Annotated in this window: 12 protein-coding genes; 4 read left to right on the forward strand and 8 right to left on the reverse strand. The window is 64.9% G+C overall.

From position 1 onward, the window contains the following. The first annotated feature begins 73 nt into the window (after positions 1–73). On the forward strand, positions 74–1,018 hold the full coding sequence (locus tag ACZ1JV_RS19815; protein ID WP_465150182.1) for a cation diffusion facilitator family transporter: 945 nt from the start codon (positions 74–76) through the stop codon (positions 1,016–1,018). A 1-nt stretch (position 1,019) separates the two neighbouring features. Here the strand turns inward: ACZ1JV_RS19815 and ACZ1JV_RS19820 are convergent, their stop codons facing one another. The 5 genes from ACZ1JV_RS19820 to ACZ1JV_RS19840 all read right to left on the reverse strand — a co-directional run bounded on the left by ACZ1JV_RS19820 (position 1,020) and on the right by ACZ1JV_RS19840 (position 8,131). Continuing rightward, positions 1,020–1,394: a c-type cytochrome gene (locus ACZ1JV_RS19820; RefSeq protein WP_465150183.1), complete on the reverse strand. Its 375-nt coding sequence runs from the start codon at positions 1,392–1,394 to the stop codon at positions 1,020–1,022. A 208-nt stretch (positions 1,395–1,602) separates the two neighbouring features. Next, positions 1,603–3,843 carry a catalase/peroxidase HPI gene (gene katG / locus ACZ1JV_RS19825; protein ID WP_465150184.1) on the reverse strand — a complete coding sequence of 747 codons (2,241 nt, stop codon included), beginning with the start codon at positions 3,841–3,843 and terminating at the stop codon, positions 1,603–1,605. A 413-nt stretch (positions 3,844–4,256) separates the two neighbouring features. Further along, positions 4,257–5,279 (reverse strand): alpha-ketoacid dehydrogenase subunit beta, encoded by a 1,023-nt coding sequence (locus ACZ1JV_RS19830; protein WP_465150185.1) that lies wholly within the window; start codon positions 5,277–5,279, stop codon positions 4,257–4,259. Continuing rightward, entirely contained in the window at positions 5,276–6,274 is a 999-nt protein-coding gene (locus tag ACZ1JV_RS19835) for a thiamine pyrophosphate-dependent dehydrogenase E1 component subunit alpha (protein ID WP_465150186.1), read from the reverse strand. Before ACZ1JV_RS19835 ends, ACZ1JV_RS19830 begins: the two co-directional genes overlap by 4 nt. An 81-nt stretch (positions 6,275–6,355) precedes the next feature. Next, positions 6,356–8,131, reverse strand: coding sequence for a class I adenylate-forming enzyme family protein (locus ACZ1JV_RS19840; RefSeq protein WP_465150187.1), 1,776 nt, complete (start codon positions 8,129–8,131; stop codon positions 6,356–6,358). Between the two features lie 297 nt (positions 8,132–8,428). Between ACZ1JV_RS19840 and ACZ1JV_RS19845 the strand changes: the two genes are divergently transcribed. After that, positions 8,429–8,731, forward strand: a complete 303-nt coding sequence (locus tag ACZ1JV_RS19845; protein WP_465135460.1) for an Lpp/OprI family alanine-zipper lipoprotein — start codon at positions 8,429–8,431, stop codon at positions 8,729–8,731. Positions 8,732–8,834: 103 nt separating this feature from the next. Beyond that, the gene (locus tag ACZ1JV_RS19850) at positions 8,835–9,626 is read left to right on the forward strand and encodes a hypothetical protein (protein WP_465150188.1); all 792 of its coding nucleotides are present in this window, start codon (positions 8,835–8,837) and stop codon (positions 9,624–9,626) included. Positions 9,627–9,665: 39 nt separating this feature from the next. Here the strand turns inward: ACZ1JV_RS19850 and ACZ1JV_RS19855 are convergent, their stop codons facing one another. Then, positions 9,666–11,354, reverse strand: a complete 1,689-nt coding sequence (locus ACZ1JV_RS19855; RefSeq protein ID WP_465150189.1) for an FAD-binding protein — start codon at positions 11,352–11,354, stop codon at positions 9,666–9,668. 212 nt (positions 11,355–11,566) lie between these two features. Here ACZ1JV_RS19855 and ACZ1JV_RS19860 point away from each other — a divergent pair, with 212 nt between their 5' ends. Next, positions 11,567–12,376 (forward strand): enoyl-CoA hydratase/isomerase family protein, encoded by an 810-nt coding sequence (locus ACZ1JV_RS19860; protein WP_465135463.1) that lies wholly within the window; start codon positions 11,567–11,569, stop codon positions 12,374–12,376. Positions 12,377–12,421: 45 nt separating this feature from the next. Here ACZ1JV_RS19860 and ACZ1JV_RS19865 read toward each other — a convergent pair whose 3' ends face one another. Beyond that, a complete protein-coding gene (locus tag ACZ1JV_RS19865) occupies positions 12,422–12,757 on the reverse strand; it encodes a hypothetical protein (protein ID WP_465150190.1) in 336 nt (111 codons plus the stop codon). Between the two features lie 120 nt (positions 12,758–12,877). Continuing rightward, a complete protein-coding gene (locus ACZ1JV_RS19870; protein WP_465150191.1) occupies positions 12,878–13,924 on the reverse strand; it encodes a helix-turn-helix domain-containing protein in 1,047 nt (348 codons plus the stop codon). Positions 13,925–14,084 lie beyond the last annotated feature (160 nt).

The following is a 14,084-nucleotide window of genomic DNA, read 5'->3' on the forward strand; positions in this document are numbered from 1 at the left end:
ACACTTGCGGAAACTTGCCGGGCCGGTGACAGTTGAAGGTGCTTCACCGCCTTTGACGAGGAACCGGCCCGCGATGGACCAGCCCGACAGCGTCGCCGCGCACTTCAAGGCGAATATCGTGCTTTATGGCGCGTTGGCCGCCAACCTCGGCATTGCCGTTGCCAAGTTCGCAGCGGCCGCAATCAGCGGCTCCTCCTCGATGCTGACCGAGGGCGTACACTCGCTGGTGGACAGCGGCAATCAGGTGCTGCTGCTCTACGGCCAGAAACGCGCCAGCCGAAAGCCGGACCCGACGCACCCGTTCGGCTATGGGCGCGAACTCTATTTCTGGGCCTTCGTGGTCGCCATCCTGATCTTCGCGATCGGCGCGGGCGTGTCGATCTATGAGGGCGTGGTCCACATCCAGCAGCCGCACGCGATCGAAGACCCGACGCTCAATTACATCGTGCTCGCCATCGCATTCGTGATGGAAGGCGCGTCATGGTCCATCGCCGTGCGCGAATTCAACGCCGGGCGCGGGGAGCAGACGTGGTGGCAGGCGATCCACCGCAGCAAGGATCCGCCGGGCTTCATCGTGCTGTTCGAAGACAGCGCGGCGCTGATCGGCCTCGTCATCGCTGCAGTGGGCGTGTGGGCCTCCATCCACTACGCGGACCCGCGCATAGACGGTGCCGCCTCGGTACTGATCGGCTGCGTGCTGGCGGGCGTAGCCGTGCTGCTCGCCCGCGAATCCAAGGAATTGCTTATCGGCGAGGCCGCCGATCCGGTTCTCATCGCGCAAATCCGCGAAGTGCTGAACGGCCACCCGCGCATCGACGCGGTGAACCATATCCGCACGATCCATACGAGCCCGCAGGCCATCTTCGTCGCCATCAGCGCCGACTTCGCCGACGACCTACGAATGGGCGATGCCGAAACGCTGATCGAGGATCTGGAGTGCCGGATGAAGGCGCTCTCCCCGTGGATCACCTCGATCTACATCCGCCCGGAAAAGAGGGTGGATGCGATGGTCTGGTAAGTTACTTCAGCGTCATCAGATAATCGATCACCTGCTTGCGCTTCGCGGGATCGGGGATGCCGGCGAAGGGCATCTTCGTGCCCGGCACTTTCTTCTGCGGCGCCGTCAGCCAGGCGTCGAGCGTGGGGCGATCCCAGGTGAGGCCGGATGCTTTGAGTGCGGGGCTATAGGCATAGCCGGACTGGCTCGCCGCCTTGCGACCGGCGACGCCGTGGAGGTTCGGGCCGTAGGAGGTCTTGCCCGCCTCGGTCGCGTGACAGGCGGCGCAAGTGGCGAACATGGCGGGGCGCGGGGCCGCGTTTTGCGCGGAGCCGGTGGAGGCCAATGCTATGGCCAGAACCGCGACCGGAGCGGCGGCGAGGAAATAGGTCTTCACAAGAAAACAATCCGATGAATGGGGGCTGTCAGGTGGGTTGGCGCCTGTAACGCCCGATGCCGATCCAAACCACCCCGTCATCCCCGCGTAGGCGGGGATCCCGCTTGTTCTTGAAACGTAGCGCGAAGGAAGCGGGGCCCCCGCCTTCGCGGGGGCGACGAAGTTAGGGTAGCGGCGGCGCCGGATCGCCAGCGCCGCCATCCTGAGATCAGAACCTGTCGAGGTTCATCACTTTGCCCCAGGCCGCCACGAAGTCGGTCACGAACATCTGCTTCGCGTCATCGGAGGCATAGGCTTCCGAAACCGCGCGCAGTTCGGAGTTCGATCCGAACACGAGGTCCACCGGGCTTGCCGTCCACTTCAGCTTGCCGCTGGCACGGTCATAGCCTTCGTAGACGCCGGGGGTCTTGGCCGACTTCTGCCACTTCGTGCCCATGTCGAGCAGGTTGATGAAGAAGTCGTTCGACAGCGTACCCGGCGCAGCAGTGAACACGCCGTTCGCCGAATGGCCGGCATTGGCGTCAAGCGTGCGCATGCCGCCCACCAGTACAGCCATCTGCGGCACCGTCAGTTCCAGCTGGTTCGCCTTGTCCACCAGCATCTCCGCCGGCGAGTGATCGCTGTCCGCCCCGTAGTAGTTGCGGAAACCATCGGCGCGCGGGCGCAGGTAGTCGTAGGACTTGGGGTCGGTCTCCGCCTGCGCGGCATCCACACGGCCCGGCGTGAACGGCACCGTCACGGTGTAGCCCGCCTTCGCCGCCGCCTGCTCCACCGCCGCGTTGCCGCCCAGTACGATCAGGTCCGCCAGCGAGACTTGCTTGCCGGCCGGAGCCGAAGCGTTGAACGCCTTGCGCACGCCTTCCAGCTTGGCCAGCACCTTCGCCAGTTCCGCCGGGTCGTTGACCGCCCAGCCCTTGGCCGGATCGAGCCGCAGTCGCGCGCCGTTCACGCCGCCGCGCATGTCCGTACCGCGGAAGGTTGCCGCAGCCGCCCATGCCGTCTTCACCAGTTCGCGCGGGGTAATGCCGGTGGCGAGGATCTTTGCCTTAAGCGCGGTCGCATCGGCCTGATCGATCGCGGCGTAAGTGGCCTTGGGCAGCGGGGCCTGCCAGACGAAGCTGACATTCGGCACATCCGCGCCAAGGTAGCGCGCCGAAGGGCCCATGTCGCGGTGGGTCAGCTTGAACCATGCCCGCGCGAAAGCCTGCCCGAAGAGTTCGGGGTTCTCACGCCACTTGGTGGTGATCGCGCGGAAGCCGGGGTCTTCCTTCAGCGCGATGTCGGTGGTGAACATGATCGGCGCGTGACGCACGTCGGGCCGGTGTGCATCGGGAACGAGCTGACCGGCGTTCGGATCGCTGGGAATCCACTGCGTGGCGCCTGCCGGGCTCTTGGTCTTCACCCAGTCGAAGCCATAGAGGTTGTCGAGGTACTGGGTGGTGAACTTCACCGGATCGGCCGACCACGCGCCTTCAAGGCCGCTGGTGATCGTGTCCTCTGCATTGCCCTTGCCGCACTTGTTCGCCCAGCCGAGGCCCTGCTGCTCCACCGGCGCGGCCGAGGGATCGCCGCCAAGGCATTCTTCCGGCTTGTGCGCGCCATGAGCCTTGCCGAAGGTGTGGCCACCCGCGATCAGCGCGGCGGTTTCCTCGTCATCCATGGCCATGCGGCCGAAGGCGAGGCGGATATCGGCAGCGGCGGCCAGCGGATCGGGATTGCCGTTCGGGCCTTCGGGATTAACGTAGATGAGGCCCATCTGCGTGGCGGCCAGAGGGCCTTTCAGGCCGGTCTTGGCATCGCGGCGCTCATCGCCCAGCCACTTCTTTTCGGGGCCCCAGAACACCGTGTCCGGCTCCCAGCTATCGGCGCGGCCACCCGCGAAGCCGAGCGTCTTGAAGCCCATGTCCTCCAGCGCGACGTTGCCCGTCAGCACCATCAGATCGCCCCAGGATATCTTGCGTCCATACTTCTGCTTGATCGGCCAGACGAGGCGGCGGGCCTTGTCGAGGCTGACGTTGTCCGGCCAGGCGTTGAGCGGATCGAAGCGCTGCTCGCCGCCCGCGCCGCCGCCGCGACCATCCACAACGCGATACGTGCCGGCGCTGTGCCAGGCCATGCGGATGAAGAACGGGCCGTAGTGGCCATAGTCTGCCGGCCACCAGGGTTGAGAGGTGGTCAGCGTCTTGCGGATATCCGCCTTCACCGCCTCTATATCGAGCGTGGCGAACTCCTTGGCGTAATTGAAACCGGCGCCGTAGGGGTTGGATGCAGGATCGTTCTGGCGCAGCGGCGAGAGGTCGAGCCGGTCCGGCCACCAGTCCTGATTGGTATTGGGCGCAGCAGCAGCAGCAGCCGGTACCCCCGCACCGTCTGCATAAGCGGGCGTTGCAGCGAGTGGCAGCAGCACGGCGGCCATCAGCGCGCAAAGCGAAGTCGATGTTCTGGACATTGGTTCCTCCTCCTGTTGATCGAACCTTGTTGGAGGTCCGGGATAGCGGCGGAGAAATTTTCCAAAAAACTGATCGATTTAATGATTGTGATCGCCTGCCACGATTACGCAATGTTTTGTCACAAATGCACATCACGGCAGCAAAGGATTTCTCCCGCTCTCCTGCCAAAGTCCGAAAATTCGCGCCGCAGCGCAGCACGAAAAAGGCCCCCGTATCGCTACGGAGGCCCTTCCCTTACAGTCAATTTCGTGCACCGTTTCAGTTCGTTTGAAAATCCGGCAAGGCCGGATTTTGCAGCACCGGCCCACTCCCCCACCCGACCACCCATCAGGGTACACTCGTGGGAGGTCGGGTGGGGGAGTGGGCCGGTGCCGCTCCGAAAATGCCCCTCAGGGCATTTTCGAATAAAACGTCAGCCCATGGCGACGAGTCGCTGCGCTTCGGCAATGATCTCCGGCGGCTGCACGAGGAAAGCGTCTTCCAGCTTCTTGGCGAAGGGCACCGAGCAGTACGGCGCGCCAAGGCGGCCGACCGGGGCCTTCAGCTTGCCGAACAGCGTTTCCTGCACGGTCGCGGCGATTTCCGCGCCGGGGCCGAAGTTGCGGCCGGCTTCGTGGACCACCAGCAAGCGGCCGGTCTTCTCGGCCGAGGCCAACACCGTTTCCTTGTCCCACGGCGAAATCGTGCGCAGGTCCACCACTTCGACCGAGACGCCCGCCTTGGTCAGTTCCTCATAGGCCTGCATGACGGTGAACATCATCTGGCCATAGGAAACGATGGTGATATCGCTGCCGGGCGCGACGACATTGGCCTTGCCCAGCGGGATCGGGCCCTGATTGACGGGCACGTCCATCGGCACGAACAGCGTCTTGCCGCTTTCGACGATGATGACCGGATCCGGATCCTGAATGGCCGAGAGGTAAAGGCCCTTGAAGTCCGCCGGGGTCCAGGGGATCACCACCTTGATGCCGGCGGTGTGGCAGAACCATGCCTCATAGAAGTCAGCGTGCTGCCCGGCGGTCTGGTTGCCCGCGCCGGTCAGGGTGCGGATCACCATCGGCACCTGGCTCTGGCCGCCCGACATGAAACGCAGCTTGGCCGCGTGGTTCACGATCATGTCCATGGCGACAGTCGTGAAGTTCATCAGCATGATTTCGGCAACGGGCTTGTAGCCGCCCATGGCCGCGCCGATGGCCGCGCCGATGATCGCCTGTTCCGAGATCGGCGTGGAGCGCACGCGCATCGTGCCGAACTTGGTGGAAAGGCCGCGGGTGACGCCGACGACGCCGCCGCCTTCGTTGTCCGCAATGTCCTCACCCAGCACGAGGACCTTGGGATCGGCCTCCATTGCCTCCATCAGCGCAGCGTTGATCGCCTGAAGGCCGTTCATCTTCACCGTTTCCACGGCGGGTGCTTCCAGAGTTTCAGTGCTCATGCCGGAATCTCCTCGGCAAAAACGTCGCGGCGCAGTTCGTCGTCGGACGGATATTCGCAGGCCATCGCGAATTCGATGGCGTCGTTCACTTCGGCCTCGATCTTCGCGGTCAGCGCGTCGAGTTCCTCAGCCGTGGCGATCCCATCGTCGATCAGCTTCTGGCGGTAGATCGGCAGCGGATCCTTGGCGATCGCCTCTGCCTTCTCTTCCTTGGTCATGTAACCATCGGCATCGCCGAAGACGTGGCCCATGAAGCGGAAGGTCTTGCATTCAAGAAGCGTGGGCCCCTCGCCCGCACGCGCACGCTCGATGGCGGCGTGGGCATGGGCGTAGACGTCCACCGGATCGTTGCCGTCCACGGTGTAACCCGGCATGCCGTAGCCGATCGCACGCTTGGAGATCTGGTCCACCGCAGTGCCATTTTCGTAGCGGGTGTGTTCGGCAAAGCCGTTGTTCTGGCACACGAAGATCACCGGCAGCTTCCACACGGAAGCCAGGTTCAGCGCTTCGTGGAACGCGCCGATGTTGCTGGCGCCGTCACCGAAGTAGGCCACGGTCACCTGCTTGGTGCCGTCCAGCAGCGCCGCCCAGCCGAAGCCGTTGGCGATCGGCATGGACGAACCGACGATGCCCGTCGTCACCATCACGCCGGTTTCCGGGTGGGTGAGGTGCATCGGGCCGCCCTTGCCCTTGCAAGTGCCGTCGACACGGCCGCAGATCTCTGCCCAGAGCGGGCGCAGCGGCATGTCCTTGGCGACCATGTCGTGGATGCCGCGGTAGATCGTGCAGATCTTGTCGTCGTTATTCAGCAGCACCGAGATGGCCGAAGGAATGCATTCCTGCCCGCGCGCCGAGTAGTACGGCGCGGTAATGCGGCCGCGACGGATCTGGGTGCGGGTGGCGTCGTCGTTGCGCTCGATCCGGATCATCCGGCGATAGATGTCGAGCTGGGTCTTGGCGTCGGGCTTGGCCCGGTTCTCCAGTGTCTGGCTCATAGGTCCTCTCTAGAACAGCCTCATTCCGCCCAGAGATGAACGTGGCGGGCTGACCAATAGTTCAGTACGCCACGGGCACGGTCACGCAAGGGTAGGCCGGACCGCCTCGGCGTTATCGGCTGCCAGCCGGGAGACGGCCAGCGCGCGAACTTCGCTTGACTTCACCTTTTCGCTGCCGGTGATGGCGTAGTCTTCGTCGCGGAAGAACAGCACCCGGCGCGGCACCTTGAAGCTGGCGATCTGGGATTTGCAGGCGGCGATCACCGCTGCCTCTTCCAGCACCACGCCGTCCAGCGGGACGATGCAGGCCACCACCATCTCACCCAGCAGATCGTCCGGCACGCCCACCGTCTGGGTGCGTTTCACCCCCGGAATCCGGGCGATCACCTCGTCCACCTCGATCGGCGCGACATTGGCGCCGCCGGTCTTGATCATCTCGGTCATGCGCCCTTCCCAGAAGAAGCGCCCCGTCCCATCCACCCGCCCGGCGTCGCCCGTGCAGAAGAAACCTTCCGTATCGAGGCACTCTTCGGGGGCCTTGCCGAGGTAACCGGACATCAGCGTAGGCCCCTTGATGCACATCTCCCCCACCGTTCCCACGGGCACGAGACGGCCCGATATCGGCTCTACGATCTTTAGGATATTCCCCGGCAGAGGCGCCCCGAATGCGCCCTCCACCCGGCCTTCCACATCGTCGGCAACGAAGGAAGTGCAGATCGTCATCGTCTCCGTGCAGCCGAAAGACATCGGCACTTCCCACTGGGTGGAGACGCTGGGATGCTGCCAGATCAGTTCGCCGCGCGGCACGTATTTCACGCTGGACAGGTCTGCGCCCGCCCACCTGGGCGAAGCCTGAAGTCGCGCCCACTGATGCGGCCGGCCGTTTAGGAACGTCACCCGCTCCTTCTCGGCAAGTTCCAGCGCCTCGTCCGCGTCGAACATGCGCTGGAGCACCACGGTGCCGCCGGTCGAAAGCGCGGTGCCGACCACCATCGAAATGTTGCCGGACCAGAAGAAGCCGTTGCCCGTCCAGCTTCGCACCGGCTCACGCATTGCGAAAAGGCGCGGCCAGCGCCACCACTGCACGGCGAAGGCCCGCTGCGAATGGACCACGCCCTTGGGCAGGCTGGTCGTGCCGGATGAGAAGAAGATGCCGCCGGCGTCGGCCGGATGCACGGCATCGGCGCGCGCCAGCACCAGATCGTCTGCAACGCCCGCGCCATGGGCCAGAAACTCGTCCCAAGTCTCCACCGCGCCGGTTGCGCCCACGGCGAAGGGCTCTGCCTCACCCGGCGCACCGCCCAGCGCGACAAGCTGCCGCAAGTACGGGAAACGCGCCGAGGCCAGCCCGCCCCGCGCGGTGAGGATATCCGGCTCCAGTTCGAGCAGCATCGCGCCGAAGTCCTTCTTCAGCACTCGCGCCTCATACAGCAGCAGCGTCACTTCCGATGCGCGCAGCAGGTGATCCAGCTCCTGCGGGGTGGAGAACGTGCTCAGCGCCACCGGCACACCGCCTGCCAGCGCGGTGCCGAACAGGCTGGAGAGGAACTCCGGCCGGTTGGTCATCAGGATGCCCACGCGCTCGCCCTTGCCGATGCTGCGCGCGACCAGTGCGCGGGCCACTTCCATCGAGCGGGCGAGCAGGTCGTCGTAAGTCCACGAAGTGCGGTGTTCGCCTTTCCGCAGCACCACCGCCTCGCGCGCGCCGTAGCGTGCCGCCACCTCCCGCAAATAACCACCGATCGTATGCGCGCCCTGCCCCGGCTCCTCCGCCAAAGGGGGTGCCTGCACCAGCGACATGCCGGGATCGGGCAACGCACAGGCGCTTCCGCTTGCTGACGTGCCGGCATGATGCATGATTTTCAATCCTCCCACTCGCGGGTCCACTCTCGCGATGGGGCCTAGCAGCGGCGCGAAGCCCTGCGAAAGGCGCGAAAATGCGCAAGGTACGCCCAGTCACTTCGCTGCGCCGACGCAGACAAACAGATTGCGTGGAACCGAACGGCGCTGCGTTACTTATTGCACATGGCAGTCCAATCTTCCGTTCACCCGAACGGAGGCACGGTCGGCCAGAATCGCATTGTTCACGCTTACCCGCTCGGCTTGGAACTTTTGCGGGGCTGTTAAACAATATAGACATAAGGAGTGAATGCGATGTCGCCATATCTGACGAAACTCGCCCCCGTAGCGATCGTGCTCGTGGGTTCGGTCGGCCTTGGTGGATGCGCCACCAAAGGTTACGTGAACGACCAGATCGCCACGGTGAACCAGCGCATCGACGGACTCGATTCCCGCCTTCAGCAGACGGATGCCACCGCCAAGCAGGCCCTGGCAGAGGCGCAGGCCGCTTCCGGAACTGCCCAGCAGAACGCCCAGCGGATCGACCAGCTGAACAGCCGGGTCGATGGCGTCGAGCAGCAGTTGCAGAACAGCCAGCGCAAGAAAGCCCGCAACTGAGCGCCTGTTAAGCCTTAATTTGGCTTTACTGTGAGGTTATGTGTCGGCGTCGTCCACGACGCCGACCATTTCCATGTCTGCCTTCTTCGAGTACATTCACACGATGATAAGTGTCCCTCTGGCGTTCGCCGCGCTTGCGCTGGCCGGCGCCGCCCCGGTGAACACGCCCACGCCGGCAAAGGCCGTTGCCGAGGCTCAAGTCCCGGCAAAAGTGAAAGCGCCCGCCAAGGCGAAGAGCACGGCGAAGGCCAAGACCTCGGCCAAGGCTGTCCCTAAGGCTTCGGAAACCGAGCAGACGGGCGCGCCGAAGGAAGACGCCGCCGAATATGCGCCCACCTTGTCAGACGCCGCCGCGCTCGTTTCGCGCTGGATCGCGGGATCGCAGGACAACGGCGCGCTGCCCTACATCATCGTCGACAAGCCATCCGCGCGGGCATACCTGTTCGATGCCACGGGCAAGCCGCTGGCCGATGCCCCGGTGCTGATCGGCAAGGCGCTGGGCGACGAAGCCACCCCGGGGGTAGGCGCAAAATCGCTTTCAGAGATCGGCCCGGCCGAGAAGACCACGCCGGCAGGCCGCTTCCTCGCCAAGTTCGGGCTGGCGGCCGGTAACCAGAAGGTGCTCTGGGTGGATTACACCACGTCCGTGGCGCTCCACACGATCCCCGTCGGCAACAAGGAAAACCGCAAGGCGCGGATGCTGTCGAAGACGATCGAGGACAACCGCATCACCTTCGGCTGCATCAACGTGCCCATGGCCTTCTACAACAAGGGCGTGGTGCCCCTGTTCCAGAAGAAGGGCGGCTACGTCTACGTCCTGCCCGATAGCACGCCGCTGGAAGACGTGTTCCCCCGCGTGCGCGTGCAGACCGTGCTGGAAGCCGCGCAGAACTGAGCGTTGCACTGAGCCTTGCGCAGCCGCTTGACCGCGCGGTCAGAGCTGGTTGCCCAGCCCTGCCGCATGCTTGGCAGCTACCCAGCCGAAGGTCATCGACGGGCCCACGCTGGCGCCCGCGCCGGGGTAAACCCGGCCCATCGGCGATGCGGTGGTGACGCCGCAGGCATAGAGCCCCTCGATCGGTGAGCCATCCGCCTTCAGCACACGGGAATCACAGTCGCAGACCACGCCGCCATAAGTGCCGACATCGCCCGGCACGATGGGAATGGCGTAGAACGGGCCCTTCTCGATCGTGCCCATGCAGGCGTTGGGTCCGTCCTTGAAATAGGGATCGCCCAGCCAGTTGTCGTAGGCCCGCTCGCCCCGGTGGAAGTCTTCGTCCTTGCCGGTACGCACGAAGCCGTTCCAGCGGTCGACCGTGGCCGTCAGGGCATCGGAAGGCACGCCGATCTGCCCGGCCAGCGCCTCCAGACTGTCTGCCTTGCGCATCCAGCCGGAGGAGAGCCAGCCGGCCATGTTCTTCTTCGCCGTGCCTTTGCCGGCCACCGCGTATTCGTCCATGTACTGCTGGTCCATGATCGCCCAGCTGGGGATCGCGGGCACCGTGCGGTTGCGCACCAGCATGTTCTCGCAGAATTCCTCGTACGAGCCGCCCTCGTTCAGATAGCGCACGCCGGTCTGGTCCACCTGGATCGCGTGGGGCTTGCCGGTGGTGCTCTGGGTGCCGGGCTTGACGTAGTCGGTATCCCAGCCGGGGGCCTCGCTCATCTGGAAGCCGACCATCTGGTCCATCTGCGCCAAGACCGCGCCCTTGCTTTCCAGTTCGACATGCATGTCGCCGGCATCGCTCTCGATCCCGTTCGACCATGCCGCGCGGGTGCCGGGCATGTACTTGTCCCGCATCGCCTGGTTCTGGGAGAAGCCGCCCGCGTTCATCAGTACGCCCAGCCGCGCCCCCACGCGCCAGGGCTTGCCGTCCTTCACGGTGACGACGCCTACCGCCTTGCCGTCTTCGATGATCACTTCGTTGACCGGGGATTCCAGCCGGATATCGGCGGCATCCTTGGCGATCACCGCCTTCAGCATCCGCCCCTGCAGCGCCGCGCCCGCCGTAACCCAGTGCTTGCCGGTCAGCTTGCCCGCGATGATCTTCAGCCCCACGCGCACGAGCAGCATCTTGATCGCCCAGGAATGCTTGGCGAAAGGCAGCTTCATGCCGTCATCCAGCTTCACCGGCACTTCGGCGAAGCCCTGCCGCAGCCGCCCGGCCCAGTCCTTGCCCAGCTCGTTCTTGTCGAACGGCACCGCGGTGACGGTACGGCTGGTCTTCACGCCGCCGGGAAGTTCGTCGTAATAGTCCGGCCAGAAGGTCGATCCGCGCTCCATGGCGACGCCTTGCGAGACGATGAAGTCCAGCATCTTCGGCGCCTCGCGCGCATAGGCGCGGCGGCGTTCGGGGCTGGTTCCGGGGCTGTCCTCCCCATCGGGAACCACGGCGTCCAGATACTGGCAGGCCTGTTCGAAGCTGTCCTCACCCGGGTTCATGAAGCGGTTGTTAGGGATCCACATGACCCCGCCCGACTTCGCGGTGGTGCCGCCCACCCAGGGCGCCTTCTCCAGAATGACGACCGACTTGCCCGCCTGCTTCATCAGCAGCGCCGATGCCATGGACCCCGCGCCGCTGCCCACGACCACCCAGTCGAACGTCTCGTCGAATTCGGCCATCTCGCTCTCTCACCCACGCCCTGCGCTCCCGTGGCGCGGACTTTGGCCGAGATAGATCGGACTTGCCGAGCATTGGCAAGCGAAGCGGGCCGCCAAGGCCTTGCCACCACGAAGGTTTCGCTGGGGCGAAGCTTTGCCTGCCGAACGATTGCGGGGTGGCCGAAATCCCGGCTGCGCTTATGAGCGTTAGAGATAAAGGGAGATACGCCGAGATGAGCGACAATGCGCCGCCGCTGCCGGAATTCGAAACCATCCTGCTCGCGCGCGAAGGGCGGCTTCTGCGCCTGACGCTGAACCGGCCGGACGCGCTCAATGCCGTGAACCTGCAGCTTCATGACGAACTGGCAGAGGCACTGTGGTTCGCGCAGGGCGATGCCGGTTCGGACGTGATCGTGATCACCGGCGCCGGCCGCGCCTTCTCCGCCGGGGGAGACCTCGACCATATCGAGAATTCGGCCCGCAACCCGCATCTGTTCGATCACGAGGCCCGCATCGCCAAGCGCATCGTGCTGACGCTGCTGGATATCGACAAGCCGGTGGTCTGCCGCCTGAACGGCCACGCCGTCGGCCTGGGCGCCACGCTGGCGTTGCTCTGCGATGTGATCTTCGCGGCGGAAGGTGCCAAGATCGGCGATCCGCACGTGGGCATCGGCCTAGTCGCGGGAGACGGCGGCGCGGTGATCTGGGCGCAGCGCATCGGCCTCACCCGCGCCAAGGAATACCTGCTGACCGGCGATGTCCTCACCGCCAGCAAGGCGGCCGAGATCGGCCTGGTCAATCACTGCGTGCCGGCCGACGAACTCGACGCGAAAGTCGATGCCTTCTGCGCCAAGCTGCTTGGCGGTGCGATGATGGCGATCCGCGCGACCAAGGTGCTGACCAACCTTGAACTGAAGCGCCTCGCCACGGCGGTGATGGATGCCGGCATCGCCTATGAAAGCGTCTCGGTCCGCAGTGCGGATCACCTGGAAGCCGTTCTGGCCCTCAAGGAAAAGCGCGCGCCGAAATTTATCGGACGGTAAGAGGATCGAACCCTCGCGCCGACGTCGGCGCGAGGGTCGAATGTATCAGGCCGGCAGCACCGGTTCGCCCAGTTCGGAAAACAGCGCGGTGTAGCAGGTCGCCATGTCCGAGGCGTCGCTCTGCGTCAGTTCACCGGCGGCGGTTGCCTTGCCGATCGCGCCCAGCAGCGCCATCGGATCGTCGCACTCGATGTCGTAGATCGCCAGATAGGGATTGGCATCGTTGCCGATCAGCTTGGCCACCAGTTCATAGCGCTGCGCGCCGTTCATGCCGAACTTGTTGACCAGTTCCGGCAGGTGCTTGGTATTGTACCATTCATGATAGTCCTGCTCACGGCCGGGCAGCGGCGTTGTCAGCGCGACAAGCTTGTAACGGGGCATCGGCATCCTCCTGATTGTATGCTGTTGCGGCGAACATCACTCCGCGCCGCGCGCGCTGGCAAGCGCGGCGGCGCGGAGTGGGCTCGCGTCTGTGCAGGCATCGCCCGGGCGGCGCGCCGGTTACTGGAGCAGGCTAGAACCGCTGACGAAGTCCCCAAATCCGGTGGCCATCGCCGCCGGGCGGGCGATCTCCGCGCCGCTGTCCCCCCGGTATTCGCGCGGGTTGGCGCCGAACACGCGCTTGAACATGCGGCTGAAGTGCGCCGGGCTCTTGAAGCCCACGCCATAGGCGATCTCGCTGATCGAGATGTCGCGCGGGTCGGAATTGGTCAGCCAGTCACGCGCCTTGCCCAGTCGCTGTTCCCACACCAGTTCGGAGAACGAAGTCTCGCGCAGGCGCAGCAGGAACGAGAGGTAGCGCGGGCTGATCCCGCATCCCCGCGCGACCATCGCGGTGGAGAGTTGCGGATCGGACAGGTGTACCTCGATAAAGCGCAGCACGTCTTCCAGCCGGCGTTCGGCGATCGACTGGCGGGCCGGGCGCGGCTCTTCCAGCGCGCGCACGGCGTGGCCGATCAGGCCCAGCGCCGTTTCCACCAGCAGTCGCGCCGAGTTCTCGCAAAGCCGGCCGTCATCGGAAAAGACGTCACCCAGCATGTGCTCGGCAATGGCGAGTTCGGGAACCGCCCTGCCCCGCGAAGCCGGCACCACCAGCGCGCTGCTGCAATCCTGCGCGACATAGGCGCGCAGCAGATGCGTGGGCACGGTGACGTGCAGCACTTCGCTCAGCCCCGTGCCGTCGGTGCGGCATTCAATCAGGAACGGCTCCATGGAGCGGGTGATGACGAAATCGCCCTCTCCCGCGACTTTCGCGCCGCACTGGTTGGAAAACGCGAATTCGCCGCGCCGCACGAACCACAGGATCGAAAGGTCAGTCGCATCCTCGCGGATATGCTGGCGCGATCGGCGGAAGAACAGATTGCTGGCGGAGCGTTGGCGGATGATCGAAACCGCCCCCACCGCGCGCCGTTCGGAGCGCACGTCTACCGTTGGCGCATCCTCTACCCAGAAGTCTCCGCGATAGTATTCCTGTGCCCGGTCACCCCGGAACACTTTCTGGCCTTCGTGTACATTGCGCCTGTCCAGCGCGAACAAAGTTTCAGCCATGACCCTCTCCCCGGGTGCTGAGGCCCATGCGAATGTATGCACAATTCGCGTTCGGCCCATATTGGCGAGGCTGCGGCCGACTGCTGACGATCTCACAGTCTCACCCGCGAGAGTACCATCAGTACGCGCCGCAACTCTACATCAGATGCAACCGAATCTG

The organism is Novosphingobium sp. BL-S-19, assembly GCF_055521675.1.